This is a genomic window from Mycobacterium aquaticum, assembly GCF_002086485.1.
Taxonomy (GTDB): domain Bacteria; phylum Actinomycetota; class Actinomycetes; order Mycobacteriales; family Mycobacteriaceae; genus Mycobacterium; species Mycobacterium aquaticum.
On sequence record NZ_MVHF01000010.1, the window covers coordinates 140140 to 159577 of the forward strand.

Consider the following 19438-nt stretch of genomic DNA (forward strand, 5'->3'; position numbering starts at 1 on the left):
GAGCACCGATGAGTACCGAGCACTCGCCGCCCTTCATTGCGCGTGCGATACGTAAGCTTTCGCCGCTGGTCATCCTGGCGTGGCTGGCGCTGATCCTGTTCAGCACCTTGGCATCTGTCGATTGGAAGTGGAAATCGGCGATCCCGGCGCTGGAGCACGTCGCCGAAGAGCGGTCAGTAGCGCTGATGCCCCGGGATGCGCCGTCGGTGAAGGCCATCCTGCGCATGGGCCAGAACTTCAAAGAATCCAATTCCGACAGCGCGGCCATGATCGTTCTGGAAGGGCAGCAGCCGCTCGGCGAGGATTCCCACAAGTACTACGACCAACTGATTCGCGATCTGCGCGCCGATCCACATCATGTCGAGCATGTTCAGGATCTGTGGGGAGACCGGCTCACCTCGTCGAGCGTGCAGAGCCCCGACGGCAAGGCCACGTATGTGCAGCTGAATCTCGTCGGCAATCAAGGCACCGCCGAGGGAGACGCATCGGTTGCCGCGGTCCGCGACATCGTCGCCCGGATACCGGCCCCCGACGGGGTCAAGACCTATGTCACCGGAGCGGCGCCGCTGGCCTCCGACATCCAGCACAGCGGTAACAACTCCATTCTGAAGATCACCGCAGTCACCGTCGTGATCATCTTCACGATGCTGCTGCTGGTCTACCGTTCGGCCATCACGGTGATTCTGCTGTTGACCATGGTCGGCCTTGAATTGGCCGCGGCCCGTGGCATCGTCGCCTTCCTCGGGCACAACGACGTCTTCGTGTTGTCGACGTATGCGGTCAACATGCTGGTCTTCCTCAGCATCGCGGCCGGAACCGATTACGGGATCTTCTATTTCGGCCGATATCAGGAAGCGCGCCAAGCCGGTGAGAGTCCGGTAAAGGCGTACTACACCACGTATCGCAGCGTCACCCCCGTCGTTCTGGCTTCCGGCCTGACGATCTCCGGGGCGGTGTTCTGCCTGAACTTCGCCCGGTTGCCCTATTTCCACACCATGGGAATCCCATGTGCAGTCGGCATGGTTATCTCGGTCCTCGCTGCGATCACGCTTGTGCCTGCAGGCATCGTGCTGGCCAGCGGAGTCGGGCTGCTGGAGCCGAAGCGAAAGCTGCGGGTCCATCGGTGGCGTGGGATCGGCACAGCAGTGGTCCGCTGGCCCGGCCCCATCCTGGTCGCGTCGATGGCGGTGGCACTTGTCGGCCTCGTGACGCTGCCGGGCTATAAAACCAGCTACAACGACCGCCAGTACATTCCCGGCAGCATTCCGGCGAAGATGGGATTCGATGCGGCAGAACGGCATTTCTCCCAGTCGCGGGTGACCCCCGATGTGCTCCTGGTGGAAACCGACCACGATCTGCGGAACCCCGCGGACTTCCTGGTGCTCAACAAACTTGCCAAGGCGATCTTCAAGGTCCGCGGCATCTCGCGCGTGCAGGGCATCACCCGACCCGAGGGCACTCCGATCGACCACACGTCGGTGCCGTTCCTGCTCAGTCTGCAAAACGCCGGTCAGTCTCAAGCCACGGAATTCCAAAAGGCTCGCATCGACGACATGTTGAAGCAGGCCGACGACATGACCAAGATGATCGATGCCATGCAGCACACCTACGAGGTGATGAAAGAGCTTTCGGCAACGATGCAGAGCATGGTCGCGCACACGCATGACCTACAGGAACTCACCGATGAATTGCGAGCCAATCTGGCCCTTTTCGACGATTTCCTGCGACCGATCCGCAGCTACTTCTACTGGGAGCCGCACTGCTTCGACATCCCGATCTGTTGGTCGTTGCGGTCGGTGTTCGATGCACTGGATTCTGTTGACGCCCTTGATGACAAGCTCGCGGTCCTTGTCGACAACATGGACGAGATGGCCGCGATCCTGCCGCAACTGCTGATGCAGTACCCGCAGATGATCGCCGTCATGCAGACCATGCGCGACATGACGCTGACCATGCACAGCACCATGTCGGGGATGTTCTCCCAGATGGACGAATCGAGCAAAGACGCCAACGCCATGGGCCAGGCGTTCGATGCCGCGAAGAACGACGACTCGTTCTTCCTGCCGCCAGAGGTGTTCGAGAACCCCGACTTTCAGCGGGCGATGAATTCGTTCCTGTCGCCGGACGGGAAGACGGTTCGATTCATCATCTCCCATAACGGAGACCCGGCATCGCCGGAAGGCATCAAGCGAATCGAGCAAATCCGAACTGCTGCAGAGGAAGCGCTCAAGGGGACGCCGCTGGTGGGCGGGAAGATCTATCTCGCCGGCGCCGCGTCGACAGCCAAGGACTGGAAGGACGGATCCGGATACGATCTGTTGATCGCCGGCATCGCAGCGCTCTGCCTCGTATTCGCGATCATGCTCATCATCACGCGCAGTTTCATCGCTGCCCTCGTGATCGTGGGGACGGTCGCACTGTCCCTGGGTGCGTCCTTCGGCATGTCGGTGCTGCTGTGGCAGTACATCCTTGGCATCAACCTGCACTGGATGGTGCTGGCCATGTCGGTGATCATCCTGCTTGCGGTCGGTTCCGACTACAACCTGTTGCTGGTATCCCGGATGAAGGAAGAAATCGGCGCCGGCATCAACACCGGCATCATCCGGGCCATGGGCGGCACCGGAAAGGTCGTCACGTCGGCCGGGCTGGTGTTCGCGGCCACCATGGCCTCCATGGTGGTGAGCGAGCTCCAGGTCATCGGTCAGATCGGTACCACCATCGGGCTGGGATTGTTGTTCGACACCTTGATCGTTCGTTCGTTCATGACGCCATCGATCGCGGCCTTGCTCGGCAGGTGGTTCTGGTGGCCGCAACGGGTGCGGCCGCGACCCGCCAGTGCATTGCTGCGTCCCTACGGTCCGCGGCCTGCGGTGCGGTCACTCCTCGGAAGCCCGCTGAACCCGTACGAGGCACCTACGGTGCAGTTCGCGAAGATCCGTGAGTGAACTGTTCGAATAGTGCGGCGCTGCAAGCATTTTGGCCAGCCTGCTACACCCTCGAAGAGCCCAGAAAGCAGATACGGGTGCGGTGCACATGTCGTGCACCGCACCCGTATCGCGTTACTGCGCTCAGTACTTCACGCAGCTGGTCAACATCTGCGTGAAGACCGGAAGGGCCTGTGCCGCTCCCTGATTGTTCTTGATCTGGTTCAGCAGGTTGACGCGCTGGTCCCGCGGCGAGCTGAGGAACACCCGCAGGAACTGCTGGTTGGGCGGCGACTGGTCAAGGTACTGCGCGGCCATCGGATTCTCCGCGTGGACCGCCGCCATCGCCTGCTCGTACGTACACGGTGAGTCGACCATCGGGCCGATGTCGGGTTGCGCGGATGCGAGACCCGCCCCGGCCGACAACGACAACGCCAGGCCCCCCACCGTGACGGCGAGCGTATTCAGCGAAAATTTCTTCATCGTTCAGTCCCCTCCTCGTAACTGACAACATCAACTGTAGCCATGCAGCCAAGACCTGAAACCGGGCCAGCCGATCGGCTGAGCCACCACCAACTCATCAGCCGCAAACTCTTGCACCGGGTGTAGCACCCGTAACTGTTTATCTCTCAGAGTTTCCGGCGCGTTACCACGGTATCCGGTTACAGTGAGTGTCGGCTAGTTTCGCTCCAACAATTCCAGCAGGTAACTGCCGTATCCGGATTTGAGCAGCTCCTTGGCTCGGGCTGCGAGTTGGTCGTCGTCGATAAAGCCCGCCCGCCAGGCAATTTCTTCGGGAACGCTGACTTTCAAACCTTGGCGGAGTTCGATGGTTCGCACGAAATCGCTGGCGTCCAGCAGTGAATCGAACGTGCCGGTGTCGAGCCACGCGGTGCCGCGCGGCAGCACCTCGACGGAAAGCTGGCCCCGGTTCAGGTAGGTCTGGTTCACCTCGGTGATCTCGTACTCGCCGCGGGCAGATTTCCGCAGCGACCGGGCGATATCGATGACGTTGTTGTCGTAGAAATACAGACCTGGGATCGCATAGTGGGACTTCGGCGTCGCCGGCTTCTCCTCCAGCGACAGCGCCGTACCGTCGGCCCCGAACTCGACCACGCCGTACGCGGACGGGTTGGCCACCCAGTACGCGAAAACAGCGCCACCACTGACATTCTCGAACCGCTTCAGGCTCGTGCCCAAGCCGGGCCCATAGAAGATGTTGTCACCTAGAGCGAGCGCGACCGTGTTGTTGCCGATATGGTCTGCGCCGATCACAAATGCCTGCGCAAGGCCCTCGGGCTCCTTCTGTACCGCGTAGCGCAAATTGACGCCGAATGCGGAACCGTCGCCGAGGAGCCGCTCGAACGCGGGTGCGTCAGCCGGTGTGGTGATCACCAGGATGTCGCGGATGCCCGCCATGATCAAAGTGGACAGCGGGTAGTAGATGAGCGGCTTGTCGTACACCGGTAGCAGCTGCTTGCTGACACCCATCGTGATCGGGTGTAGCCGGGTGCCAGAGCCACCGGCGAGAATGATGCCGTGCATGTCTATTCCCTTATCAGGTAAGCATTCGTCGAGTCACGCGAACACAAAGTCCACCATATCGTGACAAGATCCGCGGAATACGGCGATACCGCGCCGTACCCCGCGGTCCAGCCCGGCTGCCGACCGTATCGGCCGCGCGCAGTCCTCGCGAAGCACGCTGAATTGTGAAGGCTGACAGGTCAACCGGCGTCCTGCTGAAGCGTCCTAGACCCAGGTCCCCTTCCGACGGTGGGCAATCGCGCGCAGTTCGAGGATCGGTTTGGCGATGGAGGGACGGACGAGCTTGTTGAGCACCCCGTCCTGATAGCCACGGGAACAGTCGAACGCTTTGCGGAAATCGTGTTCGGTGGCCTGATATGCCTCGAAAACCCGGTCGAGCGTCGCCAGGTCGAGGTCGCCGTCCACGGCGGCTGCCCGCATCGCTTCGTAAACTTCCGACACCCAGTCGGTACCGAAGCGGTCCACCACTTCGGCACTGTGTCGCTGGCGGTGCAGGCCCTGTGCGAGGAACTCATCGATCGGGGCCTCATCGGGAGGTGTCAGATCGACGCCGAGCGCAGCGGAGATCCGCTTTGTCTCGCGTCGCCAGTCGTCGAGCAGGTTGGAGTATTCGACGAACGCACGCGGTATATCTCGCGTGTAGCGCTCGGCCAACAGGTTGCCTTTCAGCCACAGAGCGCTCGTTAGCTCCGGCGTGGCCTTGACGGCAGCCCCGAGAGACGCGACGACTTCTTCCGGATGACGCACGGAGATCACAGCCGAGATGTCGTAGCCGGCCTGGCGCGCCGCCTGGAACCACATGTCGTGGAGCACGCCGATGGTGAGCTCCTTGATCACCACAAGCGGTGCCGGTGGCAACTTGTCCAGGAACGCACCGATCTCCGCGACGTATGCGGACTTCTCGTCGGCGGTGAACTCTCCTTCTTCGAGCAGCTTGAAAGACGGGTCCCACCAGGCGCTTCCATGGCGGTCGAGGATCGCTCTGTTGAGGAGCAGGGCTGCGCGAGGCTCCCAATAGCCACGTGGGTTGCCGGTGTCGGCGCCCATCATGCCGGTCGGGAGAGCAGCGCCGCACAGTGACAGAACGCGGGTGAGCGCCGAAGTGCCAGATCTTCCCATTCCCAAGACGAACAGAATCACGGGGCGGGCAGACGGTCGGTGTTGCTGGCTCGGCACTGTCATGAATGGTCTCCTTTGGTTAGGCAGATTTCACTGCGGACGCGCGCTGACAATCACCGGCCGCTCGGTGTGTGTTACTTCGCTGACTGAACTCGTGATCATTTGCTATCTGTCAAAAATATGGCCGAAAGCGGTGGTGATCTTTCCATGCCGACGGCAAGATGTTTCACCCAACAAGGCCCAGCAGGCTTGTCGCAGAGAACATCGCACGCGTTCCGCCATCGCATGACGGTGCTGCGTCGACTGCCCCGGCTTGATAAGAATATGCGATGTGCTCGGCGAATAGTGTTACTGCACTGAAAAATTGCGTTCAGTTCCGAATGATCGGTGGCTGCGAGGGGGCGTGTGGATACGGTCCGACGACGAAGGTGTGGTCGGGGCAGAGTTCGCTGAACAGAGATGCGCAAACCTCAAGCCGCATGGGTGAACAGCGCACAGCGGCCATTCGATATTTTGCAATGCGGCCCGCCATCCGTTTTCTGCAAGAGGAATCTCGGTTAGCCAGGCAGTTCGGAAAAGATCAGTGGGCAGCGGCGACACGGTAGCGTGGCGTCGGTGTGGAGCTCGGTGCTGGGACTGGCGCTCATGGGTGCGCTCAACCCGGTGCGTCTCGGCGTGACCCTGTTGCTCATCTCCCGGCAACGCCCGGCGCAGAACCTCTTGGTCTTCTGGTCCGGGTGTCTGGTGGCGAGCATCCTGTCGATTCTCGCGCCGTTGATGGTCCTTCACTTCACCCCGGGTCTGGACGAGTTGACCCATGACTTGTCCACTCCGGCAACGAGTTCCAGCGTCGGACACTTCCAGATCGGGTTCGGTGCGTTCGCACTGACCATCGCCGCGCTGCTGATGGCACGGTCACGAGCCCGGCAAGGCGCGAACGCGCAGATACCCGGGACGAGCAAGCTGATCCTGGCGCTCGACCCGCGTGCTTCCACCGGAAGTGCCGGATCGGACGGCGACGGTGCGGATGTCCCGTCGAAGGTGGGGTCTGCGATTCGGCGCCTGATCACCCGCGCCAGGAACGCCTGGGAGAACGGATCGCTGTGGGTGGCGTTCGTGATCGGGCTGGCGATGGGACCGGCCCCCGAGATCGTTCTGCTTGTCTTGGCCACCATCGTGACGTCGGGAGCGGCGATCGGCGCCCAGCTCAGCACCGCCATCGCATACATCGTGGGGGTTCTGGGTGTCGTCGAGATAGTGCTCGTCAGTCACCTGTTGGCGCCGGTGAGAACTGAGGCCGTACTGCGGCGGCTGCGTGGATGGGCACTGGCTCACCGCCAGCAGATCCTCGCCGTCATCTTCACGGTGATCGGCGTATCGGCTGTCCTGAGGGGCGTGGGTCTCCTCTGAATTCCGCAGCGCGCTTCGTCGAGCATGCTGAATTACCGAGATTCATAACGGATCTGAGTAGCGACCCGCCGACATCGGATGACCCCTATCGCTTTGCCTCATCTCCTCATCGGGGCAGGTGATCCAGCGAAGACCGCGACTTTGATTTGCTGAGCAGTTTGCTCGCACATGCTTGGCGCGCGCAGAGCGCGCTGGGCGGGACTTGTGGTGCTGATGTGTCGATAGGCTATCCCTGTGACTTGCAACGATTCTCGTGATACGAACCGCAGCCATGTCGGCTGTCCATAGGATCACGTGACTATGGCCATGTTCCGATTGACATTGCTGCCGAAACCGCCGTTCATATTTCGCCGCTATCCGTACAGGGGCCGCGGGCGGATGCTCGAAGCGCTGGGGCCCGATCTCGCGCGGCCCGTGGTCATGAGTGCGGACGACAGTCCTCCGGAGGAGACCGCCATCGGACGGATCTTCAGCGAGACCGAGAACGTGCACAAGCTGCGTCACTACCTTCCGATCTACGAGTCCGTTCTGGCCAGGACCGAGCGGATGCTCGAGATCGGTGTGGACAGGGGCGGGTCATTGCGCATGTGGCGGGAATATCTGCCCAAGGCCACGATCGTCGGACTCGACTTCAATCCGAAGTCCGCCCAATACGACGCCCCGGAAGACGACATTCATGTGCGCATCGGGGATCAAACCGACACCGGATTTCTGGGCCGCGTGCTGGACGAGTTCGGCCCGTTCGACACGATTCTCGACGACGGCGGGCATCAACCCAGTCAGATGATCGGTTCGTTCCAATATCTGTTCCCGCGATTGGCGCCCGGTGGGGTGTATGCCGTCGAGGACGTTTGCGCCAACTATTGGACGGGTTACCGCGACCGCTCCGAATCGTTCATAGATTTCACCCGATGGTTGATGGATGCGATGCACGCGCCGTACATGAAGATGTCGTCGGTGTTCGAGTTCATGGAGGGCCACCCGAAGCGGGTCAGGGAGGTGGAGGTGCCGTTGGCGGCAACCATCATCGACCGCATCGAGGTGTTTGACTCGGTCGTGGTGGTCCATCGTGCCGCCGAACCGAAGCACTTGTCCCGTGCGGCTTTCCGATGAATTTGCAGCTTTGACAGTTTCTTGTCTTTGTTTGCCACACCCGCACCGATCAGTGATAGCCCCATATCGTCGATGAAAGCGTGGGGCCAAACTCATTAGCCTGTTTTGCAACTCGACGTGAAGTTCTGGCGATCTCGCCGAAAGTCTCTCGGCCCCAAGGACTGCCGTCACTTCAGAAAAGTTTTAGCGCCCTGTTCAGGGCGCTAGTCTGTCACCGGGAGTACCGATTGAGGAGATAAGGGGCACTTTTTTGACCGTGACCGACCGTGGCACTCGATCCGCCTACCTGGACCTGCTTCGGCAGGACCTCACCAGGTACGGGGTCGACGAGTTGGTGCCTGTGGGATGGGCTCTCCTGCACCGTCCTGTCTTCAAGTTTGGCAACCTCATGCTCGTGCGCAAGCGGCCGTTCGATGCCCGCAAACGCGACTTGGGGCTGGATTGGCCGGCCGATGCGCTGACCATGATCGGTATGCAGCGGCTGACGAGTTTGCAGAACTGCATCGAGACGGTGCTCGCCGAAGAGATTCCTGGCGATCTCGTCGAGTGCGGCGTGTGGCGAGGCGGCGCTTCCATCCTGATGCGCGCAGTCCTGGCCGCATATGGAGACCAGACGCGGCAGGTCTGGCTGGCGGATTCGTTCGCGGGCGTACCCGCGCCTGACGCCGACAAGTACAAGGCCGACAAGGGCGACAAGCTGCACCTCGCTGCTCCAATCCTTGCGGTCCCCGAGAAGGAAGTGCGCGCGAATTTCGAGCGTTACGGTCTGTTGGACGACAGGGTCCGTTTCCTTCCGGGCTGGTTCAAGGACACGTTGACCGACGCCCCCATCGAACAGATTGCGGTACTGCGCCTCGATGGCGACCTCTACGAATCCACGATCCAGGCGCTCGATGGGCTGTACTCGAGGCTGTCGCCGGGTGGCTTCTGCATCATCGACGATTACCACGCGATCGAAGGATGCCGGAAGGCCGTGACGGACTACCGGGCGAAGCACGGGATCACCGCAGAAATCGTCGAGATCGACGGCACGGGCGTGCTCTGGCGTAAGGAGTGACGGACAGTCCACCATTTTCGGCGTTGTAGCGCTTACCCGGTCACGGTCCGTCGCCTTCGGACGTGAGCGCGGGGTGAGGCGCGCTTCGTCGGGCGACCGGCCGTCACGGGAAAGACTGAAAGGCTTCGAACTGCGATGAAATTTGTGTTGGCGAGTTACGGGACGCGGGGCGACATCGAACCGTCCATCGTCGTCGCTCGCGAACTGGTGCGCAGAGGGCACGAAGTGAACATCGCGGTTGCGCCGGATTCGGTCGGATTCGTCGAGGCGGCTGGACTTCCCGCCGTCGCCTTCGGCCTCGACACGCGAACCTGGCTCGACATCTACCGCAACTTCTGGACGTCGTTCTTTCGCGGCTTCTGGAAGATCCGGGAGATGAGGCGACTCTGGCGCGAGATGTGGACGTTGAGCGATCAGTGCTGGGCACAGATCAATGAGACGCTGACATCGCTCGCCGACGGTGCCGACGTGTTGATCGCCGGACAGGCCTACCAGGAGCCGGCCGCCAATGTCGCGGAGTACTACGGCATTCCACTGGTCACGTTGCACCATGTGCCGATTCGTGCCAACGGCAGGCTGGTGACCATCCTGCCCGCGCCGCTGGGCCGCGCCGCGATGACGGTGTTCGACTGGCTGACTTGGCTGCTCAACAAGAAGGTCGAGGACACGCAACGGCGCGAGCTGGGCTTGCCGAAGGCAACCGGCCCGACATCGCAGCGAGTCGCCGGCCGTGGGGCGCTGGAAGTCCAGGCGTACGACGAGGTCTGCTTTCCCGGCCTCGCCGACGAATGGAGCAAATGGGACGGTCAGCGACCGTTCGTCGGGACACTGACGATGGAGCTGGCGACCAGCGTCGACGAAGAGGTCACGAACTGGATCGCTGCGGGAACCCCGCCGATCTGTTTCGGATTCGGCAGCATGCCGGTGGAATCTCCGGCCGACACGATCAGGATGATCAGTGCCGCCAGCGCCCAGTTGGGTCAGCGTGCTTTGGTGTGCGCGGGATACAGCGACTTCAGCGATGTGCCCCAATTCGATCACGTCAAGGTGGTCGGCGCGGTCAACTACGCGGCGATCTTCCCCGCCTGCCGCGCGGTGGTTCATCACGGGGGTTCGGGAACGACGGCGGCCAGCATGCGTGCCGGCGTCCCCACGCTGATCCTCTCGATGGATGCCAATCAAACGCTGTGGGGAGCGCAGCTCAAGCGGCTGAAAATCGGTACCACCCGGCGCTTTTCGGCCACTACACAGGAATCGCTGGTTGCCGACCTGCGTCGGATCCTCGCGCCGGACTACGCCGTACGGGCGCGTGAGATCGCCTCGCGAATGAGCACGCCAGCTGAAAGTAATCACCGTGCGGCAAATCTCGTAGAGGATTTCGCTCGATTGAAAAGTACTGCCTGACACGGGCAAACCGCCTCTCAGATGAGAGTTGAACCAGGAGGGGAAATGAGCGAGGTTCGCAAGGAGTGCCGGGTGTGCGGCTCGGTAGGTCCTCATCGGACCATCACCGTCCGTGAGATGTACTACGGCACTCGGGAGTTGTTCGACTACTACATCTGCAAGGACTGCGAAACCCTGCAGATCGTGGATGTACTCGAGGGCGAGGAGCTCGCGCGGCACTATCCACGCAAGTACTACTCATACACCGTTGCCGAACAGCCAGGGTTGTTCCAGTGGATGACGACGCAGCGGGATCGCTATGAACTGAACGAGAGGCGGCAGTTCGTTGGCGCCCTCGTCGCTGCGTTACCGCCGGGTGTTCGGTCGCTGATCGGCACGCGTGACGCCAGCGGAGATGTCATCAAAATGCTCGGTGACCTGAATCTCGCACGTGATGCGCGGATCCTCGATGTCGGCTGTGGCGGCGGTACGTTGCTCGACCGGTTGGCGCGGGCAGGCTTCACCGAGCTCACCGGCGCTGATCCGTTCATCGACGAGGACGGCGTGACGCCGTTGGGTGTTCCGCTGCTGAAGCGATTCATGAACGAAGTGACCGGCGAATTCGATCTCATCATGTTCAACCATTCGCTGGAGCATGTTCCGGATCCGGTCGAGACACTCAAGGCGGCCAACGAGCGGCTCGCACCCGGCGGCGTCTGCCTGGCGAGGCTGCCAACGACGTCGTCGGAAGCCTGGACCACGTATGGGAAACACTGGTGCCTGATCGATGCGCCTCGACACACGGTCATCCCGTCGCGCCGCGGTATGGAGCTCGCGGCCGAAACCGTCGGCCTGCGGGTGGAGAAGACCATCGACGACTCCAACTCGTCGCAGTTCTTCGGCAGTGAGGCATACCGCCGGGGCATTGCCCTGCCCGAATTGAACGGACTGGGCGCCATTTTCCGAAACTTCGGGGTGCGGCAGATGTTGGGTTGGGAACGACGCTCGGTCTCACTCAATCGGCAGGGCCGCGGCGACCAGGCAGGTTTTGTAATGCGGGCGGCATCGGCCTGAGCCGTCCGGCGCCTGCCGCGGGCGAATTTACTTGATACTCAGGATATCTCGACATGATCGAAGGTTCCCACGAACGGAAGGCGTCAGCTCTTGTCTAAATCCGTACTCATCAGCGGCGGAGCAGGATTCATCGGTACCGCGCTGTCGCGGCGTCTCGTCGAAGCCGGTTACGACGTAGCGGTCATGGATGTCCTGCTTGCTCAAGTACACGGCGACGGGAAGGCGCTCGACCTGCACCCGTCGGTGCGGTTCTTCACCGGCGACGTGACCCACGCACCCGACTGGGATGCCGTTCTGCGGCTGTGCCGGCCTTCGCAGGTCATCCATTTGGCGGCCGAAACGGGCACCGCGCAGTCGCTGTCGCAGGCGACCCGCCATGGCTTGGTCAACGTGGTGGGGACCACACAGTTGCTCGACGCGCTGAGTCGTGCGGCTCTGGTGCCCGAGCAGATCGTCGTGGCTTCGTCGCGGGCGGTCTACGGTGAGGGCGCCTGGCAATCCGGCGACGAGATCTTCTACCCGCGTCCGCGCAGCCACGCACAGTTGCAGGCAGGCATCTGGGATCCTGAAGGGCCAACGGGTGAGCCTGCCGTGCCGCTGCCCAGCCGTGCGGGCGTGACGGAGACGCGCCCGACCAACGTTTACGGCGCGACGAAGCTCGCCCAGGAGAATCTGCTGACTGCGTGGACTTCGGCGCACGACACAGGGCTGAGCATTCTGCGGCTGCAGAATGCCTATGGGCCCGGCCAGTCGCTGACCAATCCGTACACCGGTGTGGTGCCGTTCTTCGCGCGGCTGTCTCGGCAGCTGCGTGCGTCGGAAGTCTATGAAGACGGCCGCATCGTGCGTGATCTCGTGTACATCGACGACGTGATCGACGCGCTGTTCACCTCCGTGGTCAATCCTGCCGCGCAATCCCGCTGCCTGGACATCGGATCCGGCCACGGCATCACCATCCACGAGTTGGCCAAGAAGATCGCCGATGTCTTCGGCGCACCGGAACCGGTAGTCGTAGGTAAATTCCGGGACGGCGACGTGCGGGCGGCCAGCTGCGATATCGAGCCCACCCTGAGCGATCTGCAGTGGCGCCCCAAATGGACGCTCGACGACGGGCTGCGCTCGCTGCTCGACTGGATAGGTACCCAGGCCGAGGCGGGAGCAGGAGATCAGGCCGAGTATCTGGATCGCGTCGGCGTGGAGCGCGCACGCTGACGTCACCGTCAGCCGGCACCACACGAAACTGGTTTCAGTGCGGGTGTTTCCGTCGCGTTGCATGGTGACGATTTTTGCCAGAGCGCGGTCGGCAAGCGCTAGTCGCAGCTGAACCCCGCGGACCGACCCCGCATCTGATTTGCGAAATGTGCCGTCAATTGCGCTGCACAAAACGCGATTTCGTCTCGGTCGATCGGATGCGGTGAGGCGCGATCCGCGAAATATCTTCAGTGAGGCTAAGATTCGGACCCGTTCGGTGCGGCCCAAACACCAACGGTCCTTGCCGAAGCAACATACGATGGCGACGCAGCGTCAGGTGGGGACGACAGGCGGGGATGATGAAGCTAGCTCAGGTATTCGATCCGCGGAACAATGCGTTGAACGCATTCCGCCTGGCCCTGGCTGCCGAGGTCATCCTGTGGCATTCCTTCCCGGTGACAGGACGCATGCCACCCGAGGCGGTACTGCAAGTTCTCTTCTCGGTGGGCGTCGACGGCTTCTTCGCGATCTCGGGCTTCCTCATCACCCGGAGTTGGTTGACCAACCCGAACATCCGCGAATACCTCATGGCCCGAGCGCTGCGCATCCTCCCCGGCTTCTATGTCTGCCTCGCGGTGACGGCATTTGTCATCGCCCCCATCGCCTTGGCGGCGCAGGGCGGTTCGGTCTCCAAACTGCTCACGTCATCCGCGCCCATCGAATATGTCGTGAAGAACATCGGGCTCATCCCTCTTCAGCGGGTGATCGGTGAGACGCCACACGGGATTCCCGACGCGGCCGCGGGATGGAATGCCTCCCTGTGGTCACTGATCTGGGAGGTGGCGTGCTACCTCATCGTCGCGCTGCTCGGTGTGGTGGGGCTGGCCGGTAAGAAGTGGATCTCGCCGGTCTTTCTGGTGCTCGCCACGGCAGGTGCGATGTTGTTCCCACCGCTGACCTATCCGGGCGTGTGGACCATCCCACAGCTCATCATGCGTACCGGAATCATGTTCGCGGCCGGCGCACTCATGTATCACTGGCGGGACGTGATCCCTGCCCGCTGGTCCATCGTCGCGGTGTGCGTGGTCATCGTGTTCGCCGCCGGGCTGCTACCCGATTACCGAGTGGTCGCGGGGCTGCCGTTGGCATATGCCGTCATCGTCTCGGGCGCACTCATCCGCAACAAGCGCATGACCTTGCGAACGGACCTGTCCTACGGCGTCTACATCTATGCGTTCCCTGTTCAGCAGTTGCTCGCAACATTCGGTCTCATCTTCCTGAGTCCGATTCTGTTCTTTGTGGTTTCGACGGTGGTGACGCTGCCATTCGCGGCGATGAGCTGGTTCGTGGTGGAGAAACGGGCGATGGCGTTGAAGGCCCGGTTCAAGCGGAAGGCCCAGATGCGCGCGCCGGAGCCGAGCCCGGCAAGCGATGTGAACGTCACCGGCAGTCAATAAGTTTGCGAAGACGGCTCACTCCGGTTATCGACGCATGGTGTCGAGGTTGCCGGTTGCGTGTCCGCATTAGCCTGTTCTGCAGGCCGGCGTAGAGTTCACCGAGCATCGTCGACCGCTTCACGGCGATCGGTACCGAGCCGTCGTGTCGCCGAAAGTTGTGCTGCGACAAGCGCGTCGGATTGAACGGCGTTGGGTCGCACGCCTATGTTATGGTCGCCGCCGTGGCAACCGGACTGTCGACCAAGGCCCGCCTCACGATGCGCTGGGTGCGTGCCGAGTATTGGCTCGCGCGCAAGCTCCTACCCGACGTCTATTCCAATGACGCGCTGATCACTTTCAACACCCATGGGTTCATGGACGACCCGGCCTTCCGCCGGGCCTATGAGCGTGGCGCCCGCGCCCTCGGTGAGGACCAGGACTGGTACCAGTGGCATTGGCGAGTGCACGTCGGTCTGTGGGCGGCTGCCAATGCGAGCCGGCTCGAGGGGGACTTCGTCGAATGCGGCGTCAGCTACGGGTTTTTGAGCAGTGCCATCATGGAGTACCTGGACTGGGATCGGCTGGGCAAGACGTTCTACCTACTCGACACGTTCACCGGACTCGATCCCCGCTTCGTCACCGCGGGTGAACGTGAGTCCGGTGCGCTTGAGGCCAGCCAGGCGCACCTGCGCGACGGTCTCTACGTCGACTCGGTCGAAAGCGTGCGGGCCAACTTCGCGGAATGGAGCAACCACCGCATCATTGTCGGAGCGGTCCCCGAGACCCTCGATCAGGTCGACGCGGACGAAGTTGCCTACCTGCACATCGACATGAACTGCGCGCCGCCGGAAGTCGCTGCACTGCGGCACTTCTGGCCGCGGATGACGCCAGGGGGCTATGTATTGCTCGACGATTACGCGAACCGGGGACGCGAAGAGCAGCGGGACGCCATGGACGAGCTGGCTGTGGAACTGGGGGTGCCGATCTGCACCCTGCCCACCGGGCAGGGGCTGATCATCAAGCCGGCGCGCTGATCAAACCGTGTGCACTTCGGGCACGTAGAGGATCCACCGGCCGCCCTGCTCCTGGAACTGCCGTTCCTTGGCCATGATTTCTTCGGCATGGTTCCACGCGAACAGCAACGCGTAGTCGGGGTAGGGGTCGGTGAAAGCATCAGGTGGGCACACCGGGATCTTCGAGCCCGGCGTGACCCGGCCCTGCTTCTCCGGAGTCGAGTCGCAGACCATCGGTAATAGATCTGCCCCGATACCGCAGTAGTTCAGCACCGTGGCGCTTCGGGACGTCGCGCCATAGCCGACCACGCGTCGACCCTGCGCACGGATGTCGTGCAGCAGCGACACGAGGTCGGTCTTGATGCGGTTGACGTCGCTGGAGAACCGGACGAAGGCGGCCTCTTCCTTCTCGGCAAGCCCGTCGGCCTTCTCCTGAGCGACGAATTTCTCGACGGCGGGGCTCGGTTCGAGGGCGCCCCGGCGTGCCACGGTATAGCGGATGGATCCGCCGTGAAGAGGCAGATGTTCGGCATCGACCAACTCGAAACCGAAATGGGCTGCCATGGCCTGCACCGAGCTGACCGAGAACAGATAGATGTGCTCGTCGTAGATCTGGTCGAAGTAGTTGTGCCGGAGGATGTCGGCGAGCGAGCGATCTTCGAAGACGAACAGGCCGTCGGGAGCGAGCAAGGTTCCGACACCCTCGAATATCGAGTCGAGGTAGGAGATATGGCTGAACGTGTTCGCCGAGAAGATCAGGTTGGCATGACCGTGCTCGGAGTAGATGTCGGCGGCTGTCTCGGCGTTGAAGAAGTCGGTGCGCACGTTGACTCCGTGGGACCGGGCGACTTCACCGGCGCTGGCAGCTGGGTCCACCCCGAGGTGCCGCATCCCTGCCTCACTGAGAGTCTTCAGCATGACGCCGTCATTGCTTCCGATCTCGACGACGAACCCGTCCCGGCCGCCGGGGCACGTTTCGATGATGTGGCGGGCGACGTCTTCGAAGTGCCTGCGGATCAGCAGGGAGCCGGACGCGCGGTACGGATAGTCGGCGCGATACATCTCATACGGTGGCACGGTGTCGAGCTGTTGGACCATGGTGCACGATGTGCAGGCGCCGACGGCCAGTCGAAAAAACGGCACCTTGTCGGCGTCCTCGGGTTTGGCGAAGGCATTCGAGACGGGTTGGCGGCCGAGGTCGAAAACCTCGTGTAGTTCGCCACCGCATATCCGGCATCTGTGGTCGGTCAAAGTTGCCCCCTGTCTCGCACGCTGTGCTCGCCCGATTTGTGGTCGACATCGTGAGCCTAGACCCTTGCCGGTGTCGTAAACCGGTTTCGCCAACGGCATTTCAATATCAGGGCAAGTGCCGGACTTTCGAATGACGAGGTTGCCAGATGCCGCCGCTAAGCGATTTGCCATGGCAAGCGTCGGTCAAACCCTGGAAAAACTGCGGGAATTGGTGATGAGAGCAACGGGTTCTGCGAGTGGGTGGTCAACGCACTGTAGCGCGGACCTTGTTCTCGAACAGGTCCGCCGTTTTGGCGATGCTCGCGGCCGGCGTAGTCATCTTGGTGGCGAGTTCCCGGGCTCGGACGCGATATTCAGGTGCCAGGATTCGGCGCAGGTCCGCCGTCAACGAATCGCGGGTAGTTTTCGAAATACGGCGTGCCGTACCGACTTTCAACCGCTTGAGCTGATTACCCCAATACGGCTGATCCGCGGTGCTCCACAGAATGAGCGTCGGGACACCTGCCCGCAGGCTCGCCGCTGTGGTGCCCGAACCGCCGTGATGCACCACCGCGCGGCATGCGGCGAAAACCGTCGCATAGTTCGCCACCCCGATCACCTTCACGTGATCCGGGATGGTGACGTGGCTGAAGTCGGTACCGCCGGCGCACACCAACGCGCGTTCGCCCAACTCCGCGCATGCCGCACTGATCATTTCCAGTGTTTCCGAGGGTGACTCGACGGGGATGCTGCCGGTGGCAAAACAGATCGGCGGTGTGCCCGACGCGATCCAGGACGCCACTTCGTCATCGCTTTCGGTCGACAGACCCATGGTCAGCGCTCCGACAAACGGCCGTTGGCCGTTCCATTTTCTCCATTCCGCCGCCAACCCGGGCACGCTCACGGCGTCGTAGGCCTGTATCTCCAACGATCCGCGCTCAGGGATTCGGCGCGGTGCCGGACGATTTGCCTTTGGCAAACCCAACTCTCGTCGCTGTGCATCCTCGACCTCCTTCGTCGAGCGCCACAGCAGCCATTCGGTCAACGCGCCGGCGGAACGGACGACCGGTGCAGGCAGCATCGGGACCAGTCGTCCATTGGGCCGCATCGGGAAGTGGTGCAACATGACCAGCGGAATGTTGTAGAACTCAGCGACATTGGCGGCGGGTTGTTCGTAGTTCAGGCCGGTCGACAGCAGATCCGCTCCGTCGGCAAGCGTCATCAGGGTGTCGCTCGTCTCGCCCCAGTATCGCGAGATCGGTTGCCAGAGCTCCTTCAGCGAACGCGCGGGATGACTCATGAGCTCAGACCAGAAATTGCGCAGGAACTCTTCGCGTAGAAATGCCTGCAGCGGCGGGCCATACGCAGCAGCCGAGAGGCCCGCGCCCTCGGCGAACCCGATCAGATCAGGGGGTACGGCCAGCTGAACATCGTGACCTCTGCGCTGCAATTCGCATCCGACGCTGACGGAGGGTTCGACGTCGCCGCGAGTGCCATAGCATGCCAGCACAAACTTCATGCGGGTCCCAGCCTTTCGGTTGTGGTGCGCGTCGAGGCGGCAGTGGTATGCGGCCATTATTGCTGGCTCGCCAACTGCCGCAAGGGCGTTCGGGTGCTGAAGCTGTGTCGACTTCACGGTAGGGGTATGAGTTCGAGCCGAGGGAGCAGTTTACGCGGCAGGCGGAAATTGTGTTCGGCGGATATCGACGGCTGAAATGTCAGAGCGGTTGTGCGATTATTCGCGCCGGCGAGAAATAATCGCCGTGTGAGATGCCTTGGAAATCAATAGATGTAGTGCTGTCGCGGCGTACTGGGTGTCGGCTCACCTCCTTTCTGTGCTGTTCGCGCAGGTATAGTCGGGCGCATGAACCTGGTCGAGTCGATCGAACGTGGCCTGGATTGGCTTGCCGAACCCAAGCGGCTGCCCGGGCGGTTCGAGATGGAGACCCAGCGTGGGCGGCGGCTCGAACTGGAGGTCGTGTCGTTCGCACTCCGGATGCCGATCGCCGGGGGAGTCACAATGCGAATCCCGGTGTTCCTGATGGTGATGCCCGCCGGGTCGTCGCCGATCGAAGGGTCACATGCCCGCGCTGAAGAGGTCGACGAGTAGCTGCATCGGCGCCAACGGCGTCACGGATTCTCTTCGTCGACGCCTGTTCTTGACCTGCGCGTACGTCGTTCCGTTACGGGCTGCGGCGCTGCCGTAAGCCTGCGACGCATCGTGTGACGATGGCGCGTTGCACTGTCTTGTGCTTGCCGGGCGTGACATGTGCCACATCAGCGAAAGCGGTGTTCTGCGAGGGGTTTCACGTCGGTGCTGTTGCCACGCAACCACGATTTACTGGGACTTTGTTGGCAGCCTGCGGCGGCGCCCCTCCTCTTCGCGATGCCATGACTGTGCCACTCGATGTTGCTGAATCCGTTCCTGCGGTGGCGATTTCCCGTTGTGCTGAACCTGAAGCGGCTGACGCGACGAGTTTTGTGCGTACGCAAGCAATACTCGCAATGACCCGCTACCGCAGACAACGATCTGGAGCTTGTGAAAGCGCGCGTCGGCCGACATGTCAGCTATCTTCGTGCCCGGTGGCGGCAAGATCTCGCGCACCGGGCCTGTTTGCATTCATCTTTCGAAGGCTCACGGGTGTTTATTTGCCAGAACTGCAATGGCATTGCAAATTTGCTGCATAGTCGTACCGACAGCTGTGCGAAGCTCACAATGCATTCACAATCTTGCAAAACTCGCAATAGTCTGACGCATCCGTGAATACCTTTGACCTCGCCAAACTGCCTGATCAGCGCGCTGTAGCTAATCCTTGCCCGGGCGCGAGCGGGTTTAGTCGGGGTCGTGTACGTCGGGACTTCGGGGAAACCTCAGACGCCGCGATGCGGCCCGCCGTATGTTTGCGATATGTTTGCGATGTCCGCCTAAGTAGCCATGGAGAA

15 protein-coding genes are annotated in these 19438 nt (G+C 62.0%); 10 read left to right on the forward strand and 5 right to left on the reverse strand.

What is annotated here, in order from left to right:
* Positions 1–8: 8 nt before the first annotated feature.
* On the forward strand, positions 9–2945 hold the full coding sequence (locus BST13_RS13190) for an MMPL/RND family transporter (protein WP_083164469.1): 2937 nt from the start codon (positions 9–11) through the stop codon (positions 2943–2945).
* Positions 2946–3068: 123 nt separating this feature from the next.
* Here BST13_RS13190 and BST13_RS13195 read toward each other — a convergent pair whose 3' ends face one another.
* The 3 genes from BST13_RS13195 to BST13_RS13205 all read right to left on the reverse strand — a co-directional run bounded on the left by BST13_RS13195 (position 3069) and on the right by BST13_RS13205 (position 5588).
* Positions 3069–3407 carry a hemophore-related protein gene (locus BST13_RS13195; RefSeq protein ID WP_083164470.1) on the reverse strand — a complete coding sequence of 113 codons (339 nt, stop codon included), beginning with the start codon at positions 3405–3407 and terminating at the stop codon, positions 3069–3071.
* A gap of 195 nt (positions 3408–3602) precedes the next feature.
* The gene (rfbA, locus tag BST13_RS13200) at positions 3603–4469 is read right to left on the reverse strand and encodes a glucose-1-phosphate thymidylyltransferase RfbA (protein ID WP_083164471.1); all 867 of its coding nucleotides are present in this window, start codon (positions 4467–4469) and stop codon (positions 3603–3605) included.
* Between the two features lie 204 nt (positions 4470–4673).
* On the reverse strand, positions 4674–5588 hold the full coding sequence (locus tag BST13_RS13205; protein WP_083164512.1) for a sulfotransferase family protein: 915 nt from the start codon (positions 5586–5588) through the stop codon (positions 4674–4676).
* A gap of 615 nt (positions 5589–6203) precedes the next feature.
* On the opposite strand from BST13_RS13205, the gene BST13_RS13210 reads away from it, so the two are divergent.
* The 8 genes from BST13_RS13210 to BST13_RS13245 all read left to right on the forward strand — a co-directional run bounded on the left by BST13_RS13210 (position 6204) and on the right by BST13_RS13245 (position 15286).
* The gene (locus BST13_RS13210) at positions 6204–6998 is read left to right on the forward strand and encodes a GAP family protein (RefSeq protein WP_142282788.1); all 795 of its coding nucleotides are present in this window, start codon (positions 6204–6206) and stop codon (positions 6996–6998) included.
* 378 nt (positions 6999–7376) lie between these two features.
* Positions 7377–8111, forward strand: a complete 735-nt coding sequence (locus BST13_RS13215; protein ID WP_083164513.1) for a class I SAM-dependent methyltransferase — start codon at positions 7377–7379, stop codon at positions 8109–8111.
* Between the two features lie 256 nt (positions 8112–8367).
* A complete protein-coding gene (locus BST13_RS13220) occupies positions 8368–9168 on the forward strand; it encodes a TylF/MycF family methyltransferase (RefSeq protein WP_083164473.1) in 801 nt (266 codons plus the stop codon).
* A gap of 135 nt (positions 9169–9303) precedes the next feature.
* Entirely contained in the window at positions 9304–10572 is a 1269-nt protein-coding gene (locus BST13_RS13225; protein WP_083164474.1) for a glycosyltransferase, read from the forward strand.
* Positions 10573–10617: 45 nt separating this feature from the next.
* The gene (locus BST13_RS13230) at positions 10618–11625 is read left to right on the forward strand and encodes a class I SAM-dependent methyltransferase (RefSeq protein ID WP_083164475.1); all 1008 of its coding nucleotides are present in this window, start codon (positions 10618–10620) and stop codon (positions 11623–11625) included.
* A 90-nt stretch (positions 11626–11715) separates the two neighbouring features.
* Positions 11716–12837 carry an NAD-dependent epimerase/dehydratase family protein gene (locus tag BST13_RS13235; protein WP_083164476.1) on the forward strand — a complete coding sequence of 374 codons (1122 nt, stop codon included), beginning with the start codon at positions 11716–11718 and terminating at the stop codon, positions 12835–12837.
* 338 nt (positions 12838–13175) lie between these two features.
* Positions 13176–14273: an acyltransferase family protein gene (locus tag BST13_RS13240; protein ID WP_083164514.1), complete on the forward strand. Its 1098-nt coding sequence runs from the start codon at positions 13176–13178 to the stop codon at positions 14271–14273.
* A gap of 209 nt (positions 14274–14482) precedes the next feature.
* Positions 14483–15286 (forward strand): TylF/MycF/NovP-related O-methyltransferase, encoded by an 804-nt coding sequence (locus BST13_RS13245; RefSeq protein WP_211296078.1) that lies wholly within the window; start codon positions 14483–14485, stop codon positions 15284–15286.
* Here the strand turns inward: BST13_RS13245 and BST13_RS13250 are convergent, their stop codons facing one another.
* A complete protein-coding gene (locus tag BST13_RS13250) occupies positions 15287–16516 on the reverse strand; it encodes a class I SAM-dependent methyltransferase (protein WP_211296079.1) in 1230 nt (409 codons plus the stop codon).
* 244 nt (positions 16517–16760) lie between these two features.
* Positions 16761–18014 (reverse strand): glycosyltransferase, encoded by a 1254-nt coding sequence (locus tag BST13_RS13255; protein WP_083164478.1) that lies wholly within the window; start codon positions 18012–18014, stop codon positions 16761–16763.
* Positions 18015–18359: 345 nt separating this feature from the next.
* On the opposite strand from BST13_RS13255, the gene BST13_RS13260 reads away from it, so the two are divergent.
* Positions 18360–18605 (forward strand): hypothetical protein, encoded by a 246-nt coding sequence (locus BST13_RS13260; RefSeq protein WP_029370307.1) that lies wholly within the window; start codon positions 18360–18362, stop codon positions 18603–18605.
* The last annotated feature ends 833 nt before the right edge of the window (positions 18606–19438 follow it).